Origin of the sequence: Providencia sp. PROV208 (genome assembly GCF_028479465.1) — a bacterium.
Classification (GTDB): domain Bacteria; phylum Pseudomonadota; class Gammaproteobacteria; order Enterobacterales; family Enterobacteriaceae; genus Providencia; species Providencia alcalifaciens.
Genome location: NZ_JAMPNS010000010.1, coordinates 255,082 through 276,470, shown reverse-complemented (window position 1 = coordinate 276,470; position 21,389 = coordinate 255,082). Strand labels below are relative to the sequence as shown.

The following is a 21,389-nucleotide window of genomic DNA, read 5'->3' as shown; positions in this document are numbered from 1 at the left end:
TGCCCTCTTATCGTAAGAATGAGAGTTACATCGAATTTTCATCTTAAAACTAACTTTCTTACGATAAATTCATTCTGCTTATTAGCAATTTTATAATAATGTATGCCGAAAATATGTTTGCAACACAGCATTAACATATCAATAAAAAATAGTGGTGGGGTTTTGCTCCACATTCACAATTCGGCACAACCTCTTAAGTCATAACGTATTGGAGTTCACAGATGAGTCATTCTGCGACTAAAACTAAAACTTTTTTTGGGCATCCTTACCCATTAAGTTCACTTTTCCTCACAGAAATGTGGGAACGTTTTTCTTTCTATGGTGTTCGTCCCCTTCTGATCCTCTTCATGAGTGCAACTTTGTTGCAAGGTGGGATGGGGCTTCCGATTGAGCAAGCTTCTGCAATTGTCGGTATCTTTGCAGGTGGTGTTTATATCACCTCATTACCGGGTGGTTGGTTAGCAGATAACTGGTTAGGTCAACGCCGTGCGGTTTGGTATGGTTCCTTAATCATTGCATTAGGTCACTTATCTATTGCGCTGTCTGCACTCTTCACCAATACCTTCTTCTTTATCGGTTTACTGCTGATTGTCCTCGGTACGGGTCTATTTAAAACCTGTATCACTGTCATGGTCGGTACTTTATATAAGAAAGAAGATACCCGTCGTGATGGCGGCTTCTCTCTGTTCTATATGGGTATCAATATGGGCTCATTTATTGCCCCATTAATTATTGGCCCATTACATGAGAAATACGGTTGGCACTTAGGCTTTGGCTTGGGTGGCTTGGGTATGTTAGTCGCCCTGCTTATCTTCCGTTTCTACGCGATTCCACAAATGCGTCGTTATGACAAAGAAGTTGGCTTAGATTCCACTTGGAACCACCCTACTGTGCAACGTAAAAATGTCGGTAAATGGGTTACGGTTGCAATGGCGGCACTGGCAGTACTAGTCGTATTAATCAATAACGGGACGATTCCATTCAACCCTACGGTGATTGCAAAAAGTTCTGCTTACATTATCTCTACTTGTGTGGGCATCTACTTTATTTTTATGTTCTTCTGCGCAGGTTTAAACAGTAGCGAACGCTCCCGTTTACTCGCTTGCTTGATTCTGTTAATTGCTGCGGCATTCTTCTGGTCTGCGTTTGAGCAAAAACCAACATCATTTAACATCTTTGCGCGCGACTACACCGATCGCCAATGGGGTAATTTTGAAATCCCAACGATTTGGTTCCAGTCAATCAACGCCTTGTTTATCATCCTGTTAGCACCTATTTTCAGCTGGTTCTGGCCATCATTAGCCAAGCGTAATCTGAACCCAAGCAGCATGACCAAGTTTGTCATTGGTATCCTGTTTGCTGCGGGTGGTTTTGCTATCATGATGGTGGCAGCTAACCAAGTTCTTGCGACACAATCTGGTGTATCCCCATTCTGGTTAGTGGGCAGTATCTTATTACTGACCTTAGGTGAGCTATGTTTAAGCCCAATTGGACTGGCAACCATGACATTACTGGCTCCGCAAAAAATGCGTGGACAAGTCATGGGATTATGGTTCTGTGCAAGCGCGCTAGGTAACTTAGCGGCAGGTATCATGGGTGGTAATATCCGTAAAGACCAATTGGATTCTATGCCTGAGCTATTCTCTCACGTTTCTATCGCACTGGTGATCTGCGCCATTGTGTTAGCCGCTCTGATTATTCCTGTGAGAAAAATGCTGAAAAACGCGGATAGAAACGAAGCTAACGCGAAGTAATATTCCCTATAATTAGACATTATTCTGTTGGCGTAATAATCACAAAAATTATTGCGCCAACCTCTCCTCTATATCGCCAATCTCGTGATACTCTCCTTCTACTTTTCTAACCATAATGAGTTATTTCCTCTCAAGGATTTTTACCATGAGCTCACAATCTTTTCCGATTTATTATGTCGATGCGTTCACTGATACCCTATTTCATGGCAACCCTGCCGCCATTGCCCTGCTCGATGAATGGCTGCCAGATGACAAACTTATCGCCATTGCCGCCGAGATTAATTTATCTGAAACAGCCTTTTTAGTTGGTGAGCACATCCGCTGGTTTACACCACTAATGGAAGTCAAACTGTGTGGTCATGCCACCCTTGCGGCATCCTATATTCTAAACCGATTTAAACAGCACCCTATCAACCCAATTGTGTTCCAATCCTTATCTGGGGAGCTGACCGTCTACAAAAACCAAAACGGCTTCACATTAGACTTTCCAATTTTAGCGTGTGAGCCAGCGAATCTAAGCCAATATCCTCAATTAAATGACATTCTCGGCACAACCATTTCTGAACTCTATTTAGCCAAAGACCGCTACATCTGTTTTGTCGATTCATCAGAGCAAGTGCAACATTGCCACCCAGATATGTTGAGACTCGCTAAGCTTCCCTTACAGGGCCTAACCATCACAGCAAAAAGCACTGATGATCAATGTGACTTTGTTTCTCGCTATTTTGCCCCTGCCAAAGGCGTCGATGAAGATCCCGTCACAGGAACTTCCCACTGTGCGATTGCCCCACTTTGGGCTAAGCGCTTACAGAAAAATTCGTTATTAGGTCATCAAATTTCTGAGCGTGGTGGAAAAATACACTGTTTGGTTGAACAAAATCGCGTCAAATTGACGGGAAAAGCGACACTCTTTCTAGCCGGAACGATTCATGTTTGATTAATCACTGTATTTATTTGTGATCAGGATTACACTTATTCGCAACATTAATGATACGCACATTAATGTTGCAGCAAGTAATTAGTTTGCTGGTTCGACATTTAAATAGTGAGAATTCAAAGTAAGGCTTAAATATGTGTTCCAACGTTGATGATGTAATCAAACAAAAAATTGAACAATCTGTTACTCATGTCTCTAAAGTGGTTTTCCCAACCACCACTAACCATCACAGCACATTGTTTGGTGGCACCGCATTAGCGTGGATGGACGAAGTGTCCTTTATTACCGCTACCCGTTTTTGCCGTAAAAGACTGGTAACCGTTTCGACAGAAAAAATCAATTTTACGCACCCGATTCCATCAGGCACCATTGTTGAATTAGTTGGTAAAGTGATCCGTGTCGGTAGAACTAGCCTTACCGTTAATGTCTCTATCTTTTTAGAAGATATGTACGCGGAAGGACGCGAAGAGGTAATCCACGGACAATTTAATTTCGTGGCTATCGATGACAACGGCAAGCCAACCCCGTTATTTGAGCAATAATCACTTTTCTTTATTACGCTTAAGTACAATAAAAAATGTGCGCCCGATCATTCAGATAGAGCGCACATTATTTACGTATTTAACATTAAGCGAATGCTAAGAATGGAGAGATACACAATAAAATCCCTGTGAAAATAATGAGGTATAAAGAGATACCTTTATATTTATGCAACATAGGAACTTTATAAACTAAATACGCTGGAATTAAACAACCCACCATCCCGAAAATTGGGCTACAAATTGAGGTAAAACTAAGCACCGGTGCATTGAGAATAATCGCTCCCCATGCCAGCAGTACCGCAAATATCATAATGCCATTTTTCACCCAGTTCTCATTAATGCGCTCTACCGGCATCATGCGTTGCAAAATATTCATCACAATACCCTGCGTGGCTTCGCGAAACCCTAAGTAAACCCCAAAGAATGCCGTCATTACCGCAAAAATATTCAACATAACACTGACCACAGTCACCCAACCGCCAGGGAAGAATTTTGCTGCAATCGCTAATGCAGAAATATTTTGCTCATACGCTTTAACCGCTTCATCATGTCCCATGGCTAACGTAAATGACACTGCATAGAAAAAGACGGTACAAAATAAAACAACAAAAGCGATATTCATAGCTCGTAGCGCTTTATAGCGTGCAACTTCACGATTTACGTTTTGGCTACGGAATGAAATGACCATCGGACTTAATGTTTGAATAAACAGAATAGAGGTTAACGTAAAAGGTAACGTTATAACGGCTTCTTTAAATAAACGCCCAATTGGTGGCAATGAGCCTACATTATACAGGTGCCACATCCCCACCATTGAAATACCTAATGCTGCAACCACGAATAATTTAGTCAGCACCATAAAACTAGACAGTTTAAATAACAGCTTTTCACCGCGAGACGAAATTGCAACTAAAATACAAATCAGAACTAAACCATACCAAGGACTTTCAGATAATAACCCATCCGTTACACCGAAAGTTTGAAAATAAGATGCGCTGTCATTAGTAATTGCTGTCGAATAAACAAACATCCAAATCACCAACATAACGAAATATAACGCCCCGAGAAACATGCCCCAGTTTTTACCTAAATACCCACTAATGACACTTGGGTAATCTTTACATTCTGGTGACTCAGCTAAGGTGTTAATAAATAAACGCTGAAATAAATACATTGCAGGATAACCGACAACGGATGAAAGCAAAAATACCCATAGCCCCATCAATCCAACTTGCACTGGGAGGAAAACTATCCCCGCCCCAATTGCCATCCCGATACTCATGATCACCCAGCCGACATCTGTACCGTCAAACTTAATGGCAGCACGCCATTGTTCTTGTGTCATTCCTGCACGGGAAGCAGCCGTAGAAGCTTTTCTGTCATCAACATTATCTATTGTAGGGATCGTAGCCATAGTTACTCACTTAATATTGTTGAACGCTTAAAAGAGAAATTTTTTGTTTTAGATGCGACTTAAGTGGTTATTTCTTTCAATAACCTTAATTATTTGCAGGCTATTATGATGACTCCATCATAGAGGATATGAGAGAGAAAAATTATCTCTTTATTTCCCTATAAAACCCCCAATAAAGAGAAATTTTTTCTACAAAAAGAGCAAACCGACGTAAATATCTCTATCCATCGACAGAAATAATCCCAATTCGTTGTTTTCAACAAGGATGGGCATAACCTATTGTTTTTAAAAGCGTTAGTCTTTTTACAATAAAAAAACTCGTCTTAACAATTTCAACAATTCACCATTTATTTCGTGCGAAACATCACAAGAGCTCATGATAATTGCTATTATTCTTTGCAATAATTCCGTAGTTTGTATTTCTCTTGTTAAATTTCAAAATAAAAAACTAGTTCTTTATTTCGAATGATATTTTATTTTCATCAATTCAATTTTATAGTTATTCAATACGGTAATTTTAATAACCATTAACAAAGAAAACACTTTTGACATTCACTTATAATGCGTAAAAAACTCGCCTAAACTGTATTTTTGCTGGAACGTTGATATTTACAGAGTATAGAAGTAGAGTAATTGATACTTTGATGGTTATCTTTTCTTACCAATAACTGTCAACACCGTTTCGAGTTTATCTTGAAATAAGGATATTCATAGCCAACTTAAGATGCGGAAAAGCACCATGTTACGATTATTAGCGTTCGTCTCTTTATTTATATTTTCACTAAATTTAAGTATTGCAGCCCCAGTTCCTCCTGAAGTTATTAAACAAATCGAGCAACAAGCACAAAAAGGGGATGTTAAAGCCCAAGTTATGCTCGGTATTGGTTACTATGTCGGTAACGAAATTAAGCAAGATTATCCGAAGGCAAAGAAATGGCTAACAATGGCGGCCAATAAAGGTAATGCGGATGCTCAACTGTTTCTTGGGGATATGTACCTTAATGGCAATGGTGTTCCTAGTGATTTTGAAACCGCCTATAGCTGGATTGAAAAATCCGCAAATAAGGGTAACCCTGAAGCACTGAATTATATGGGACAATTCTATTACCAAGGGGCAGGTGTAAAGCAAAACTACCTTATCGCCTTTGAATGGTTCCAAAAAGCCGCTGATAAAAAATTCCCACCAGCCCAATATCAAGTAGGAAAAATGCTACAAAATGGTGAAGGGACGGAATTCAATGACAAACTCGGTGCTGAATATCTTGATAAAGCCTGTAAAGGTGGTTTAAAGCAGGCTTGCTCGGAAAAAGAACCCGTAAAACCTAAAGTCACCAAAAAATAGTACTGACTATTAAGAACGGTAATATATCGCTCTCCAATTACCGTTTTTCTATCCTATCGTGTTTATTCCCATCAATTACGTACCTTCGCTCACAGCATTTTTAATCGAATTTGATTAATATTAATTTATTAACAATCAATATCAAAACTGATTAAATTGATCTAAACTTATAATATAAAAGAAAAAAGGAGATATTATGTACAATACAATTTTAGTTCCTATTGATGTTACCGAAGACTCACTCACCGAAATGTTAGTTCCACATGTCAATGCATTGCAAAAAATGCACAACTCAACTGTCCACTTTCTCGCTGTAACTGCACCTATCTCCAATTATTTACGCTATGGCGGTACCATCCTGCCAAGTGATTTTCCTGATGATCAAAAACAAGCAGATATCATTCTTAATGAGCTGAAAGAGAAAGTGAAACTATTCTCTGTCCCAGCAGATAAAGTGCAAGTAAAAGCAGTTGTTGGATCCGTTAAAGATGAAATTCTCGCAACGGCAGAAGATATTAAAGCAGATGTGATATTGCTTGGCTCACGTCGTCCTAGTATGTCTACTTACTTATTAGGCTCGAACGCAGCCTCAGTTGTACGTTATGCGAAAACGAGCGTTCTAGTGGTTCGCTAATCCATCAAAAGGGTCAATGTCAGAGTAAAACGCTATTTTAACTCGCCGAATGGCTAGGCTTAAAGTTTGTTACACTAAATGGTAATTCCATACAATTTATAAGCCCTTTCCTTCGGCATTTGGGGTAAATTAGACGCTCATAAACATTTTCGTGACTCTTTCACACCCTGCTCCAAAGAGCAGGGTTTTTTACATATTATCTCTTTGATATTACTGTTTTAATGCTGCTTTCATGACGTTTTCAAAATCTTCCCATGAACAATAACCATTTTTATCAATTGGGCAATTTTTCAACTCTAAAGTCACATGTTTTGGTGGTGTATCTAATGAAAGATACGCGCTATCACGTAGCTGATCGGCAGTTTGATAAACGTATTCGATCTTCACGTAATCCTTAGTCTCTTTTTTATCGGTCCAACGTTGGAAGACTAATTTCCCACCAATTGGTGTATGTTCGTATTGCTGCGGTAATTGATAGGGTTTGAAATCCATGGCTGACAAGACTGATGCAATATTTGAGTCATGCCCCACTAAGAAAATAAACTTGGCAGTTTCGCCTTTATTCACAGAAACAAAACCCTTATCCATGTAACTCAGAATTGGATGTGCCACATTTTTTGCGATGATTTTTGGTGTGAATAATGTTTCTTGATAACCATTTTTTAGTGTGTTGAGCTTTTTCCATTTTTCATCACTATTCACCATTCCCCATGCCACATCTTTCTCTGGGAAACCTTCATAATATTGTAAATCAATAGCATCAACCGCTGAGTTAGCCATTTTTAACGGTCCACTCACACCAGGTTCTTTTTCAGCTTCTATGATAAAACTATTTTTCGGTGTGGCTAAATTACACAACTTATCGGTGGCGCACTTTTTCGAATCTTTAATATTCAGAACATTGTCTAATTCATCATAGCCGGGTTTTAAATTAAGCCCTTTAAGATGGGATTCCATCGCATCGATCGCTTGCTTTTTAAACTCAGGAGAACTGTTAGTAATAATTGGATTAAATACAGGGTCCATCGTGCCAATTTCTGGCTTATGATGGATATTCACTTTACACCCTGGGAATGCTCCCGCAGTAAAGAACTGGGCTGTTGCAATGGTTCTTTGTAGGCTGTTGGTGTAAACATAAACGTCATCGCTACTGGTTGGGCATAATTCATTAGCAAAGAGCTTATTGCTGTCGAGCCACTCTCTAAAGTAATGCCCCATATACACTTCCAGAGCGCCTCCTTTTGTCGTTAAATAGCCACTTTCCGCATCCCATGCAGGCCATTTTTTGTCTGTTATTTCAGTGAGAATTCCTGTGTTAACAATAGGAGTGCGTAAATTATGGCGACTTAATACGAATACTTGATTCAATTCCATATTTTGAGCATTATCTGTGCTTGCAAAAACGGGGGCCATTGGTGTTAATAATGCAGCCGATAAACACACTGTTAGCATTTTATATTTCATTAACATACTCCTACCATGGTTTTTAAATGGGTTAACAAAATCGGGTAATAAGCGCTACGATAAAATATGAGTATAGTGCTTATATTAATTTCGAAAACATATCCTCTAATAATGAATAAGTTATCTTTTTTTTCTGAGAGTAATATCCCAAAAACGCCCCATAACCAAAATAGCCATCAGATATTGACTTTCTAACCTGACTATCTAAGATAAATTCTCTATATAAGGATAAAATGCAATGAATATTCAACCAGCTACCGTTAATCATTACGATGAAATCATGCGTGTTTGGGAAGCCTCAGTGAGAGCAACCCATGATTTTCTACCCGAAAAAAACATCGAACTGTTAAAAAAACCAATTAGAGAGCAATATTTACCTAACTTATCTGTTTTTGTCGCTTTAAATCCACAAGGTGAAGTTGCTGGATTTTTAGGGGCTGGGGAAAATCGACTCGAAATGCTGTTTATTTCCCCGCAAGCGAGAGGAACTGGCATCGGTAAACAATTGCTGAATTATGCTATTGAGCAGCTAGGTGTTAATGAAGTTGATGTGAATGAACAAAACCCTCAAGCCGTTGGCTTTTACCAACACATGGGGTTTGTTCAATATGCTCGTTCAGATACCGATGGTGAAGGAAATCCATTTCCTTTGTTGCATATGCGCTTAGCAAAATAATCCAGATTCAATACTAAGTTAGCATCGTCACTGGCTTTGCATCAAGGCAGGTACATACTTATAAAAAGTTGCGGTTCATCACGGTATTCACGAGAAATTGGTTAAATGTTTGATATTCATCCTGTGTAAAAGGTGAATGCAAACTTAAAATTTCTAATTTATGAGGCGTGTACTTGTCGTTATAGCTCGGATGATGGTGGGAATAATCATTTTTGATAAACCCATTTTTCTCATAAAAATGAAGGCGCTTTCTTGCCACTTCATCTACCAACGGATCAATTTCTAAGACAATCCTAGGGTATAACTGACACAGGGCACTCAGGGATTTTTGACCATAGCCTGCACCACGAATATGTTGAGCAATCGCAAAATGCTCTATATAGAAAAAAGTCTCAATAAGCCATCCACCAATGAATCCAACGAATTGATTGTTATCGACAATTTTATACAAATAAAACTGTTCCAAAGGCAATAATGACTCCCGTCCTCGGATAGAGCGCTTTTCATGGTCAGGAAAAGAAATGTCATATAACTCATTAATTAACGCAATATCATGTTGATTACTTGCAGATACTCTTACCAATTGAACCATTTTCCCTCCTGAAATTAACCCTGTATTGGGTTCAAAATAAGTCATTTTGCGAATAAAAAAAGCCACTGTTATCATGAAATAACAGTGGCTCTATATTACTTAATAATATCGAAATTATTGACCTTTTTTCGCTTCCGCTGCGTCTTCTTTCGCCTCAACATCACGATACCAACGTGGGTGATGTTTCTTCGCCCAACGGCGGCTGACTTTACCTTCAATCATGCCGTTGATAGACCCTTTAACCCAGAAAGCCATATACATGTGGATTAAAATGGCGTGGATCAGAATAATCGCTGCCAATGCGTGAACTAAAATACTCCAACGTACCATCCAGATTGGGAATAAATGCGCAAAATAAGGGCGCCACATGATAATACCGGTGACCAAGAGTACAAAAATCATACTCATGATGCTCCAGAACATCATCTTTTGACCCGCGTTATATTTGCCCACATCCGCAACTTCATGTTCATTGCCTTTGAGAACTTGAACAATATTCAGGATCCAAGGAATATCTTTTCTATCCGGAATATTATGTTTCACAAAGCGCACAAACATAAACATCAGTACGACAAAAATTAGCACACCGAAGAAAGGATGCAGAATTCGACCCATTTGTGGCGTACCGAATGTTTCGGTTAGCCACTTTAAGGTTGGGAAAAATAACGCAATCCCTGACAATGCAACTAAGAAGAAGCTGATAACCACTGTCCAGTGGCACGCTCGGTCAATAAATTTCGTCCGAACGATCATTTTGCTCTTTTTACTCATGGTCATCTTTCTCCTCTTCATCATCCACTTCTTTGTTTGGACCAATACCCACATAGTGGAAAATCAGCCCCGCAAATGTGGCGATAAAGCCTGCAACCGATAATGGTTTCAGGATGCTTTGCCATAGATTAATTGGGGTATCAATCTTTGGATCTTTTGGTAACCCGTGATACAGCTCAGGTTTATCCGCATGATGTAACACATACACCACATGGGTTCCTCCCACGCCTTCAGGATCATAAATGCCCGCTTGGGCGTAGCCACGTTTTTGAAGTTTTTCAACGCGTTCAGCACCGTATTCCAACATTTCGTTTTTGGTACCGAAGCGAATGGCTCCCGTTGGACATGTTTTCACGCAAGCAGGTTCTTGTCCGACTGCCACACGATCCACACACAACGTACATTTATACACACGATTATCTTTTGGATTTAATCGTGGAATATTGAACGGGCAGCCCGCAATACAGTAGCCACAACCAATACAGTGCTCTGATTGGAAATCCACAATACCGTTAGCATATTGAATGATTGCGCCCGCTGATGGACACGATTTCAAACAGCCCGGATCCGTGCAGTGCATACAACCATCTTTGCGGATTAGCCATTCTAGCTTGCCTTGCTCAGTGGTTTCGCTAAAACGCATTACCGTCCAAGATTTGGCACTCAGATCTGTTGGGTTATCGTAAACCCCAACACAGTGACCGACTTCATCGCGGATATCATTCCATTCAGAACATGCCACCTGACAAGCTTTACAGCCAATACAGGATGACACATCAATGAGCTTACAAACTTCAAATTTATCGTCACGCGCCTGTGGTGGAGGCGTAATACTGTTGGTCGCGGAACGTTTAATAATGTCTTGAGATTGCATGGACATAGTTCCCTCCCTTACACCTTCTCAATGTTAACTAAAAACGCTTTATACTCAGGAGTCTGAGAGTTAGCGTCCCCCACAGATGGCGTCAACGTATTGGTAATAAAGCCTTTTTGCGTTGCACCTTCAAAGCCCCAGTGAATAGGAAGCCCGACGGTTTCAATCGGTTTACCATCAACCATTAAGGTTTGCAGGCGTGGTGTAACCACGGCAATCGCTTTAATAAAGCCACGTTTGCTACTCACCTTCACCTTGTCCCCTAAAGCAATGCCTTTGGCTTTGGCTAAGGTTTCGCTGATTTCCACAAACTGCTCTGGTTGTGCAATTGCGTTCAAACGCGCATGCTTCGTCCAAGTGTGGAAATGCTCCGTTAAGCGATAAGTGGTTCCGACGTAAGGGAATTCTTTGTGATTACCAAGACGTTTCTTGTCATCTTCAAAAATTCGCGCAGCAGGGTTAGAGACCACATTTGGATGCAGAGGGTTAGTTCCCAATGGCGTTTCAAATGGCTCGTAGTGCTCAGGGAATGGACCTTCTGCCATTTTATCAATCGCAAACAGACGGCCTAAACCTTCTGGTTGCATGATAAACGGACCGGTTCCCACTTCTGGCGCCGACGCGTTAAAGTCTGGCACATCGTTTCCAACCCACTTCTTACCGTTCCACTCAATCAGAACCAGATCTTTATTCCACGGTTTACCTTTGGTATCACAGGAAGCGCGGTTATAGATCACACGGCGGTTTAATGGCCATGCCCATGCCCAACCCAATGTATTACCAATACCGGATGGGTCGCTGTTATCGCGATTCGCCATCTGGTTACCTTTCTCAGTCCAGCTACCGGTGTAGATCCAACAAGAAGAAGCCGTTGAACCATCTGCGCGTAACAGTGCAAATGAATTCAGAAGCTCGCCTTTCTTGGCTTGTAAGTTGCCATCAGCGTCATATAAATCCACCAGTGCAACACCGTTGTTTTCTTTCGCCACTTCTTCCGATTCTGGATGGAATTGGCGTTTATAGTCCCAACGCATTTGCAGTAATGGCTCACTACCTTTACCACCTTCTTGCTCATACATTTCACGGATTTTATGCAAAATACCCGTTAAAATCTGACCATCATTACGCGCCTCACCCGGGGCATCCGCTGCTTTCCAGTGCCACTGTAACCAGCGACCCGAGTTAGCTATAGAGCCATCTTCTTCCGCAAAACACGTAGACGGTAGGCGGAAAACTTCTGTTTGAATTGAGGCAGGATCAACGTCGTTCATTTCACCGTGGTTCTGCCAGAAGTTCGCTGTTTCTGTGGTTAATGGATCAACCACAATTAAATATTTCAGCTTACTTAAGCAGCTAACCACTTTGTTTTTATCTGGGAACGAGGCAACTGGGTTAAAGCCTTGGCATATATAGCCTGTGACTTTATCTTTGCTCATCATGTCAAAATACTTCATGACATCATAAGCTTGATCCCATTTAGGTAACCAATCATAACCCCATTGGTTTTCAGGTTGAGCAGCATCGCCATAGAACGACTTCATCAAACTGACGAAAAATTTAGGGTAGTTACTCCAATAGTTGACCTGATTTGGCAATGTAGCTTTTGGTGTATTCGCCGCTAAATAGCTATCAACATCTAACTGTTTTTCAGAAGGTAACGTTAAGTAGCCCGGTAAACTCGTGGAGAGAAGACCTAAATCCGTTAAGCCTTGAATATTTGAGTGCCCGCGCAGTGCATTCACCCCACCTCCACAAATCCCCATATTACCTAACAGCAATTGGATCATTGCCATGGTGCGAATATTTTGTGCACCAACAGTGTGTTGAGTCCAGCCAAGTGCGTAGAGGAAAGTACCCGCTTTATCCGCTGCACTTGTTGTGGCTAAAATTTCACATACTTTCAAGAAATCAGCCTGTGGAGTACCACAGATTTTCTCTACCATATCAGGAGTATAACGAGAAACGTGTTTTCTTAGCAGATTCCAAACGCAGCGCGGATCTTGCAATGTGTCATCGCGTAATGCATGACCATTCTCATCGAATTTATAGTTCCAGCTGGTCTTATCGTAACGACCTTTTTCAGCATCATAACCGCTGAATAACCCATCATTAAAGTCAAAGTCATCTCTGACAATCAAAGATGCATTCGTATAGTTTTGAACGTACTCTGCATTTATCTTATTATTTTCAATCAGATAAAGTAGTACGCCTGAAAGGAAGGTAATATCCGTTCCTGAACGAATTGGCACGTAATGATCCGCGACCGATGCGGTACGCGTGAAACGCGGGTCCACCACAATCAAGGTTGCATCATTATTATTTTTCGCTTCAATCGCCCAACGGAATCCGACAGGGTGAGCTTCAGCGGCATTACCGCCCATCACCACAATCACATTGGCATTTTTAATATCAACCCAGTGGTTGGTCATCGCACCGCGACCAAATGTTGGAGCAAGACTTGCTACCGTTGGTCCGTGTCAGACACGCGCTTGGTTGTCGACCGCTAGCATACCGAGCGATCGTGCGAATTTTTGGGTTAACATTCCCGTTTCATTGCTAGCCGCAGAGGCACAAAGCATCCCTGTCGATAACCAGCGATTGACTGTGGCACCTTGTTCATTTTTTTCAATGAAATTGGCATCACGATCATCTTTCATTAAGCGGGCAATACGTGTAAAGGCATCGTCCCAGCTAATGCGTTCCCATTTATTCGAGCCTGGTGCACGATATTCAGGATAACGTAAACGACTGTCACTACGAATGTAATCCAGTAACCCTGCGCCTTTCGGACACAAAGCACCACGATTCACAGGATGATCAGCATCGCCCTCAACGTGGAAGATGGCTGAGCGAGCATTCATGGCCCCATCACCCATACTATAAATCAGCAATCCACAACCCACGGAACAATAGGTACAAGTATTACGCGTTTCTTTAGAACGCAATAATTTATTTTCACGTACATTAGCCATTGCCATTCCTGGCATAAAACCTAACGCAGCTACAGTTGTACCTGCCATCCCGCCGGCGCAGATTTTAAAAAACTTTCTGCGACTGACGTTCATTATTAACCTCTTTTTATTTTTGTATATTCGCGGGAGAGAATATCAGTCACTTGTAATCATATATTGCCTAAAATCAATGAAAGTGAAAATAAAGGTTAATTAATGTCATTTAGGTAGTTAATCAGCCATTAAAATTACCACTTAATGAGTAATTTTTGTTAAATTGATTCAGATCAATTAGGAAAAATATTTGGATTATAGAAATCATTATTTCCGTAGGAGACTAAAATATATTTAGTTTATGTCAACATGAGCCGTTATATTGTGGTTTATACCTATGCCTTAGCCTCATTTAATATTTTTAGATATAAATAATCATTTTTGCAGGCATTTTTAAATTAAAATGATTAATATTTAATATTCATAAAATCCCCACAAGCTGGCGAGTTGCTAAAAATTTAGCCCCAAGTATTAATACAATTAAATCCACATCATCATGCCTATTAAGCCTTGATATGGACGAGCTTATATTAACAAATCCCCAACCCCTTAATGCACTAAGAGATATTATCAAGAATAGGCTTCAAAATCATCATGATAAGTCTACTGCTCAAGGCATTGCAGTATATGGATTTGCTGCGCAGCAGCTAAATAACTGCCATTACCTTTATTCAACGAAACCTAGGAAAGCTATTACTACAATTTCTAACTTCAATACTAAATTAGATTTAGTTAAAGAGACCTTTAATTATCAATTAAGCCATAGGGATTATATTTATCAACTTTTATTCCGACAAGTCGATAATTTTATTGATGCATTATATGAAAATAAACCCAAGCATTATTTATATGTTGGTAATAAAAACCTAGCGCCTTATTTACATGCATGGAAAGAGTATCTAAATAAATCAAGCCATAAGATCGATTTATTCAAATATATACATAGCAAAGAAATCTCAATAGAAGAAAAAACAAAGCTATTAAAAAACTTATTATTAAAAACACCTCTAGCTCAGTTGACAGTCAAGAGTTATACGATTTCATTACTAAAAATAACATTATAAATTGCACTTCATTAACTGATTTCAAGAAAAAAATAACCGAACTCAAAAATAATAAAAACGTCGATTTAGATAATTACATTATCGGATTATTTGAATTAGTCCAAAATCATTTCTTTAGAAATACCAGTAAACTTGGATTAGATTTTTTTAATAAAAATGTCTTCTCTATTGTTATGACTTGGAATGATGCAAAAAATGCACCGCTGTCATTAGCAGATATTCGTCAAAAGATCTTCAAACAAGAGTATCACCGTCTATTTGATGGGCAAAGTCATATTGAACCAATTACTTTTTCTGAGATAAGGCATTTAGATAAGCATTCGGAGCAATTTGCACATAAAATTATCAGAATCATCACCGATGATAAACACGTCGCCTTTTCCCTTGGATTAGAAGGTCATTGGGGAATATATGACAAAGCAGAATTTTTATCCGAAGCTAATTAATCATAGCGAGTAAAGGATAAATAACTTTACTCACTGGCTATTTCCATCCACTGATAATAATTCCAGCGCCCAGTAATACGACGAAAGCGCCAACCCAATCAGTAACAGCAAGGGAAACACCATCAACCACTTTTAGCCAGATCAATGCCGTGACAATATAAATCCCACCATAAGTGGCATAAATACGTCCACTGGCTTCAGGATGCAAAGTTAATAGCCAAACAAACAGCATTAAGCAGAGCACTGCTGGTAGTAACAACCACGGACTCCCCTGCTTTTTCATCCATAAATATGGAAAATAGCACCCCGCTATTTCCGCTATCGCGGTTAAAAAAAACAACCCAAGAATTTTTAATGGCATAACAATAGGCTTTCCAAATTAAGTCATGAACAATACCGCCCAATATTGGGCGGTACATTAAATTAAACTTGCTTAACAAGCAGCAACGAAATACGTCTTGCAATCGGCAAGATAAATAACACCGTAGGAAATGCAATCATCCATGAAAGTCCCCATGAGCTCATCCAAGGCGCATAAATTTCGGATGTAAAACCCAATGCTCTTATTGTACTAATAAGAGAAACAATGCCACTCATGACTAGGGATAGGAAGAAAGGAACCAAAAAAAATAAGGCTCGCATTGGAAGCTTAGGGATACCTAATACAAAATTACGATCTTGATACGACATAAAATCTCCGTAAATCAGCAAGTACACAACAGCATATAACTGTTGGTACAACAACGTTATATGCGTTGATTTACGTAAACGCTTACGAGTCGTAGAGACCAATTGAGAATCATTCTAATCTTTGTTCATGCTTTGTCAATATACCCTTCAATCTCTTTCTCACTCAATTTTATGCATTTTATCTTAGCAATGAATTCCACGCGGTTTCTATTGTATTATTTTCGCTTCAATTTATTATACATCGTATAATAAATTGAAGGGGAAAATGATAATGACTACCGGACATGTTTTTATTGCCACTAGCCTTGATGGATTCATCGCCCGTGATAACGGTGATATTCATTGGTTACTCCAATTAGATTCAAAGGGAGAAGATCATGGCTATGATGAATTTATGGCTAATATTGATGTGATTATTATGGGTCGAGGTACCTACGAATCCATCAAACATATCCAGCCTTGGTTTTATCATCGTCCTGTTATTGTGCTATCAAAAACACTCGCCCAAGAAACCATCCCTGATGAATTAATCGGTAAAGTATACTTTCTGGATTTATCCCCGAAAGAAATTATGAACAAGCTAGAATCTGAAGGTCATCATCGTGCCTATATTGATGGTGGTAAAGTCATCCAATCCTTTATTTCTGATGGTTTAATTAACGATCTCATCATCACGAAAATTCCTATTTTGTTAGGATCTGGTCGCCCATTATTTGGTGAAATTCCTAACGACATTCATTTACGCCATATACAGACCACAACATTTGCCTCAGGATTTGTACAATCCCACTATGAGATACAACAATGACAATGCAAAATAAAATAGCGACCACAAGAAGTGTAGGAAGACCCAGTAAAAAACAGCCAAAAATATCTGCTGAAATCATCATAAATGCGGCAATCAAGTTTATCGATTCTCATGGATTTTTAGCGTTGAGTATGCGAGCGCTCGCAAAAGAAATGGGGATCAATCCCATGACAATTTATTACTACTTTGAAGATAAAGAATGTTTGGTCAAATCCATTGCCAATCATCTATATGCTGATATTAAACCCAATTTATCGGGTACACCGTCTGAACAAATAAAGCAGCTATTAACTGAATATCGAGGCTATATTGTACGCTACCCTGAGCTGACATTATCAATATTTAATCATCCCAATACATTTCCAGAACAAGCAAAGCGGATCACAGATACGCTCATCAACCTTGCAATGAAATTAAGCCTCATCCCAGAACAAGCCACATTATGGATGTATATTTTAGTCGATTTTACTCATGGCGCGGCGCTCGCTGTATCAAATAGACAAAATATGGATAATGACATCAGTGACATAAACTATTATCACCAAGGTATTGATGCTTTATTACGTAATTTAAATAAAGACTATATTTAACAATATAATTCATTACCCAACCAATCGCTTTAAAACACATTATTTATTAGTTGGTTAAATATTTTATTTATTATCCAATTATTATTTTTAGGTATATTCCTTTGTTCACATCAACATTTAGAATATTTAATTTAAATAAATAGGGAACACATGAGTAAACTTGATACTTATATTACAAAAACGTCCATATTCCTCCCTGGTGAAGCCGTTGATAACAAAGATATAGAACATGTTTTAGGTTATATTGGTGAAAAAGCATCTCGTTCCCTTCGAATTGTGCTGAAAAGCAATGGAATTAAAAAGCGCCATTATGTCCTCAACCCTTCCTCTGGTGTGGCTAATTTCAACAATGCACAAGTTACTGCAAAATCCATCCATGGATTAGTTGATAATGATTTTTCCCTCAATGATATTGAATGCCTAGCCACAGGTACAACTCTGCTCGATCAACTCATGCCAGGTCACGGCGTCATGGTTCATGGCGAACTAGGAAATACACCTTGTGAAGTTGTTTCAACATCAGGTATTTGCTTAGCTGGCTTAACTTCGTTGAAATATGCTTATTTGTCAGTCAGTTCAGGGACAACTACTAATGCAGTTGCCGCCGCATCAGAAGTTATCTCCCCCGTTTTACATGCACGTAATTTCCAAGCTGAAAATATGGCATTGGTCGAACAATTAGTTCAGCGCCCAGAGATTGCATTTGAAAAAGATTTTCTACGTTGGATGCTTTCTGACGGCGCAGGTGCATTCTTGCTAAAAAATAAACCCAATCTACATAGCTTGTCATTACGCATCGACTGGATTGATATCTCCTCGTACGCGAATGAAATTCCTACATGTATGTATGCTGGGGCAGAAAAAGACAGTGATGGAAAATTAATTGGTTGGAAACAACTGAAACAAGAAGAATGGATTGCACGTTCAATTTTTTCCATTAAACAAGATGTGCGTTTACTTAATGAAAATATCATTGCTTTAGCATTAAAAAAACCACTACAAAAAGTCATCGAGAAATATGGAATTTCAGCGAATAATATAGACTGGTTCCTTCCTCATATTTCATCCGAATATTTTCGTCAGCCAGTATCTGAATGTTTAACTGACCTCAATTTTGCAATACCTCAAGAACGCTGGTTTACCAATCTCTCAGAAAGAGGAAATACCGGTTCTGCCTCAATCTATATCATGATCCATGAATTATTACATTCAGGACGTTTAAATAAAGGCGAAAAAATCTTATGCTTTGTTCCTGAAAGCGGTCGTTTTTCTGGTGGATTTATGCATCTAACCGTTGTTTAATTTACTTTTATTTTTAGCACTAGAATCTAGAATGAGAAACTATGACCAAAGTTTGCACGTCTGAATTAATCACTGAATGGTTAGCATTACGCTTAGCGTTATGGTCCACTTCAGATGAAAGTTCTCATTTATCTGAGATCAAAGATATTTTAAATAATCCGAATTTATCTGCCTTCTTTGCTTTTGATGATAATCAGCAGATCGTCGCATTTGCAGAAACCTCAATACGAGTGGATTACGTTAATGATTGCTCATCATCTCCAGTCGCTTATTTAGAAGGTATTTATACCGCTCCTCATGCAAGAAAACGAGGATACGCTAAAGACCTGATCAACCATGTCAAACAATTGGCGATTAAGAATACATGCAAAGAATTAGCTTCTGATACCAATCTAGATAACGAAATTTCACAGAAACTTCATCAATCTCTTGGATTTATTGAAACTGAACGAATTGTTTTTTATAAGCAACAACTTTCTGATTGATAGGTTATAGGAAAATAGATAGGTCGTAGAAGAACTACGACCTTGATAATATAGGACGGTCTAATCTATTTTTTCGTCGCTAAAATTACACTCGATGCTTTAACAATAGCAGTAACTTTACTTCCTGCCGCTAATTTCATCTCTTCGACGCTATTATTCGTCACAACAGCAGATAACTTGGTTCCGGCATTCGTTGTCAAATGAACAACGGCGTTCACACTACCAGTTTCAATTTCATCAATACGGCCGCTGAACTGATTACGTGCTGAAAACACATATTCATGCTCATCAGAGACTAAAACAACCCATGGCGCTTTAATAATTGCGACAGCCTGTTTACCTTTCACGAGCCCCAATAATTGAGTACTGTTTTTTGTGATCACTGCGGAAATTGTTTCACCATTACCTAAACTCAGTACCACTTCATCATTAACCGCTCCAGCAACAACTGACTGGACGGCTCCGACAAGTTGGTTACGCGCTGAAATTGACATAGAAAGCTCCATTCAAAGGAAGATAAATACATACTTAAAGGGATATTAGTCTCTTTAAAATTTGTTTACAAACAATCAAAATGTTTAAACTGTCTAAATGAGTTTCAAATCACATTGACCATAAGCCCATCAATTCAACGGAAAACACACAAATAAAACAGTGTGAGATACCGAGCTGGAGTTGTGGTTAACGTTTAATTTCCCGCGTTTGATTGCTACATCATTCATCATAAAAAGCGCCGCGGAACGGTATTGTTCAACGGCGCTTTGTATTCCATTAATTAGCAGAACAGCCCGTCGTGAACGGGGCTTTTGTTGTTAATGCTGCAATGGCTTCTCGGTAACAAAGTTCAAGTTTTGCTCGGCTATCCGCAGTAATATCGAGATCGATTAAATAGCCGTCGGTAATACCGTATATCCAACCGTGTACCATAATATCCTGCCCTCGTTTCCAAGCAGATTGTAATACTGTGGAATGACCTAAATTATAGACTTGCTCAATCACGTTCAATTCACATAAGCGATTAATTCGCTCAGTGGGTTTGAGCTCTCCTAACATTCGGCTATGTTTAAACCAAATATCACGAATATGCAGTAACCAATTATCAATTAAGCCCAATTCTTTATTATTAATAGCAGCTTCAACCCCACCACAACCATAATGCCCACACACAATGATATGCTCGACTTTAAGAACATCGATGGCGTATTGAATTGCTGATAAACAATTAAGATCAGTATGCACAACCAGATTCGCAATATTTCGATGAACGAAGAGATCGCCAGGCCCCACTTTTATGAGTTTCTCAGAAGGAACTCGGCTATCAGAGCAACCAATCCATAAAAATTTAGGTTGTTGATCTTTTGAAAGCTGACGAAAAAAATCAGGGTCCTGCTCTTTAATGGACGTCGCCCATTCTCTATTATTTACAAATAATTCTTTAACTTTATCCATCGCCATGTGACACTCTCACTTACCAATCTTACTGTCTATCGTATTTTAAGTTTCTTATAAAAATGCAGTTAATTTAATTAACACGCCTCAATTTACCAGAAGATTATTCTCAATCGGTGAGGATGTAAAAAGAAAAATACCATAAATGATGACAATGCCTATTCTAAATTCATCATTAATTCGTTTCTATTTCTACAGACTCTTTCGCCATTTGCATTTTTAACCAAAATGCTTGTTGGCATAAACTAAAAAACTCTTTTCTTTGAGGAAAAACGGAACGACCAGCAGAATCAATAACCTGCCAGATAATCCAGCGTTCAGGACATTGACTATCATTATTTGGAATAGAAAGCTCGATTTCTTCAGTGCATTGAAGAATAACAGCATCATGAAAACGCCACCGCCGAATAACTTGCATAACTTCTGATTGAACATCTTGCTGGAGTTGCTCAAAAATAACTTCGCAAGTAGCCGGTTTCTCTAGGGTGTTTAATATGTACTTCGCTAGCATAGTTTACTATTGCTCATAAAATTCTAATGGCTTTTTTAT

General features: G+C 39.1%; 23 protein-coding genes. 12 read left to right on the top strand and 11 right to left on the bottom strand.

Features of this window, described 5'->3' with window-relative positions; all coding sequences use genetic code 11:
- Positions 1-221: 221 nt before the first annotated feature.
- From PR766_RS09095 to PR766_RS09085, 3 genes are all read left to right on the top strand, one after another.
- On the top strand, positions 222-1,754 hold the full coding sequence (locus PR766_RS09095; protein WP_006657908.1) for a peptide MFS transporter: 1,533 nt from the start codon (positions 222-224) through the stop codon (positions 1,752-1,754).
- A gap of 145 nt (positions 1,755-1,899) precedes the next feature.
- Entirely contained in the window at positions 1,900-2,691 is a 792-nt protein-coding gene (locus PR766_RS09090) for a PhzF family phenazine biosynthesis protein (RefSeq protein WP_154636136.1), read from the top strand.
- A gap of 134 nt (positions 2,692-2,825) precedes the next feature.
- The gene (locus tag PR766_RS09085) at positions 2,826-3,233 is read left to right on the top strand and encodes an acyl-CoA thioesterase (protein WP_006657906.1); all 408 of its coding nucleotides are present in this window, start codon (positions 2,826-2,828) and stop codon (positions 3,231-3,233) included.
- 85 nt (positions 3,234-3,318) lie between these two features.
- Here PR766_RS09085 and PR766_RS09080 read toward each other — a convergent pair whose 3' ends face one another.
- Complete coding sequence (locus tag PR766_RS09080) at positions 3,319-4,647, bottom strand: amino acid permease (RefSeq protein WP_036960522.1); 1,329 nt, start codon at positions 4,645-4,647, stop codon at positions 3,319-3,321.
- A 739-nt stretch (positions 4,648-5,386) separates the two neighbouring features.
- Between PR766_RS09080 and PR766_RS09075 the strand changes: the two genes are divergently transcribed.
- Both PR766_RS09075 and PR766_RS09070 read left to right on the top strand, forming a co-directional pair.
- Positions 5,387-5,989 (top strand): tetratricopeptide repeat protein, encoded by a 603-nt coding sequence (locus PR766_RS09075; RefSeq protein ID WP_006657904.1) that lies wholly within the window; start codon positions 5,387-5,389, stop codon positions 5,987-5,989.
- A 196-nt stretch (positions 5,990-6,185) separates the two neighbouring features.
- Positions 6,186-6,623, top strand: coding sequence for a universal stress protein (locus PR766_RS09070; RefSeq protein ID WP_006657903.1), 438 nt, complete (start codon positions 6,186-6,188; stop codon positions 6,621-6,623).
- Between the two features lie 210 nt (positions 6,624-6,833).
- Here the strand turns inward: PR766_RS09070 and agp are convergent, their stop codons facing one another.
- Positions 6,834-8,087, bottom strand: a complete 1,254-nt coding sequence (agp, locus tag PR766_RS09065; protein ID WP_036974779.1) for a bifunctional glucose-1-phosphatase/inositol phosphatase — start codon at positions 8,085-8,087, stop codon at positions 6,834-6,836.
- A gap of 238 nt (positions 8,088-8,325) precedes the next feature.
- Here agp and PR766_RS09060 point away from each other — a divergent pair, with 238 nt between their 5' ends.
- Positions 8,326-8,763, top strand: coding sequence for a GNAT family N-acetyltransferase (locus tag PR766_RS09060; protein WP_006662083.1), 438 nt, complete (start codon positions 8,326-8,328; stop codon positions 8,761-8,763).
- Between the two features lie 58 nt (positions 8,764-8,821).
- Here PR766_RS09060 and PR766_RS09055 read toward each other — a convergent pair whose 3' ends face one another.
- The 4 genes from PR766_RS09055 to fdnG all read right to left on the bottom strand — a co-directional run bounded on the left by PR766_RS09055 (position 8,822) and on the right by fdnG (position 14,065).
- Entirely contained in the window at positions 8,822-9,355 is a 534-nt protein-coding gene (locus PR766_RS09055) for a GNAT family N-acetyltransferase (protein ID WP_224063783.1), read from the bottom strand.
- 114 nt (positions 9,356-9,469) lie between these two features.
- Positions 9,470-10,126, bottom strand: coding sequence for a formate dehydrogenase-N subunit gamma (gene fdnI / locus PR766_RS09050; protein ID WP_006657899.1), 657 nt, complete (start codon positions 10,124-10,126; stop codon positions 9,470-9,472).
- Positions 10,119-11,006, bottom strand: a complete 888-nt coding sequence (fdxH, locus tag PR766_RS09045; protein ID WP_006662085.1) for a formate dehydrogenase subunit beta — start codon at positions 11,004-11,006, stop codon at positions 10,119-10,121. Before fdxH ends, fdnI begins: the two co-directional genes overlap by 8 nt.
- Positions 11,007-11,017: 11 nt before the next feature.
- Positions 11,018-14,065, bottom strand: coding sequence for a formate dehydrogenase-N subunit alpha (fdnG, locus tag PR766_RS09040; RefSeq protein WP_096759658.1), 3,048 nt, complete (start codon positions 14,063-14,065; stop codon positions 11,018-11,020).
- Between the two features lie 455 nt (positions 14,066-14,520).
- Between fdnG and PR766_RS09035 the strand changes: the two genes are divergently transcribed.
- Both PR766_RS09035 and PR766_RS09030 read left to right on the top strand, forming a co-directional pair.
- Positions 14,521-15,069, top strand: a complete 549-nt coding sequence (locus tag PR766_RS09035) for a hypothetical protein (RefSeq protein ID WP_154636137.1) — start codon at positions 14,521-14,523, stop codon at positions 15,067-15,069.
- A 173-nt stretch (positions 15,070-15,242) separates the two neighbouring features.
- Positions 15,243-15,515 carry a hypothetical protein gene (locus tag PR766_RS09030; protein ID WP_154636138.1) on the top strand — a complete coding sequence of 91 codons (273 nt, stop codon included), beginning with the start codon at positions 15,243-15,245 and terminating at the stop codon, positions 15,513-15,515.
- 37 nt (positions 15,516-15,552) lie between these two features.
- Here PR766_RS09030 and PR766_RS09025 read toward each other — a convergent pair whose 3' ends face one another.
- Positions 15,553-15,876 carry a YnfA family protein gene (locus PR766_RS09025; RefSeq protein ID WP_006657894.1) on the bottom strand — a complete coding sequence of 108 codons (324 nt, stop codon included), beginning with the start codon at positions 15,874-15,876 and terminating at the stop codon, positions 15,553-15,555.
- A 62-nt stretch (positions 15,877-15,938) separates the two neighbouring features.
- Positions 15,939-16,205, bottom strand: a complete 267-nt coding sequence (locus PR766_RS09020; protein WP_006657893.1) for a DUF2798 domain-containing protein — start codon at positions 16,203-16,205, stop codon at positions 15,939-15,941.
- A gap of 271 nt (positions 16,206-16,476) precedes the next feature.
- Here PR766_RS09020 and PR766_RS09015 point away from each other — a divergent pair, with 271 nt between their 5' ends.
- The 4 genes from PR766_RS09015 (at position 16,477) to aac(6') (ending at position 19,390) form a co-directional block, all read left to right on the top strand.
- The gene (locus PR766_RS09015) at positions 16,477-17,013 is read left to right on the top strand and encodes a dihydrofolate reductase family protein (RefSeq protein ID WP_036974772.1); all 537 of its coding nucleotides are present in this window, start codon (positions 16,477-16,479) and stop codon (positions 17,011-17,013) included.
- On the top strand, positions 17,010-17,603 hold the full coding sequence (locus PR766_RS09010) for a TetR/AcrR family transcriptional regulator (protein WP_154636139.1): 594 nt from the start codon (positions 17,010-17,012) through the stop codon (positions 17,601-17,603). The genes PR766_RS09015 and PR766_RS09010 overlap by 4 nt, the downstream gene beginning before the upstream one ends.
- Before the next feature lie 150 nt (positions 17,604-17,753).
- On the top strand, positions 17,754-18,905 hold the full coding sequence (locus tag PR766_RS09005; RefSeq protein WP_154636140.1) for a beta-ketoacyl-ACP synthase III: 1,152 nt from the start codon (positions 17,754-17,756) through the stop codon (positions 18,903-18,905).
- A gap of 41 nt (positions 18,906-18,946) precedes the next feature.
- Positions 18,947-19,390 (top strand): aminoglycoside 6'-N-acetyltransferase, encoded by a 444-nt coding sequence (aac(6'), locus tag PR766_RS09000; protein ID WP_006657889.1) that lies wholly within the window; start codon positions 18,947-18,949, stop codon positions 19,388-19,390.
- Positions 19,391-19,455: 65 nt separating this feature from the next.
- Here aac(6') and PR766_RS08995 read toward each other — a convergent pair whose 3' ends face one another.
- From PR766_RS08995 to PR766_RS08985, 3 genes are all read right to left on the bottom strand, one after another.
- Complete coding sequence (locus PR766_RS08995) at positions 19,456-19,884, bottom strand: TOBE domain-containing protein (protein ID WP_006662090.1); 429 nt, start codon at positions 19,882-19,884, stop codon at positions 19,456-19,458.
- 277 nt (positions 19,885-20,161) lie between these two features.
- Complete coding sequence (gene can / locus PR766_RS08990) at positions 20,162-20,845, bottom strand: carbonate dehydratase (protein WP_006657887.1); 684 nt, start codon at positions 20,843-20,845, stop codon at positions 20,162-20,164.
- Positions 20,846-21,014: 169 nt separating this feature from the next.
- Positions 21,015-21,350, bottom strand: a complete 336-nt coding sequence (locus PR766_RS08985) for a hypothetical protein (RefSeq protein ID WP_112860135.1) — start codon at positions 21,348-21,350, stop codon at positions 21,015-21,017.
- Between the last annotated feature and the right edge of the window lie 39 nt (positions 21,351-21,389).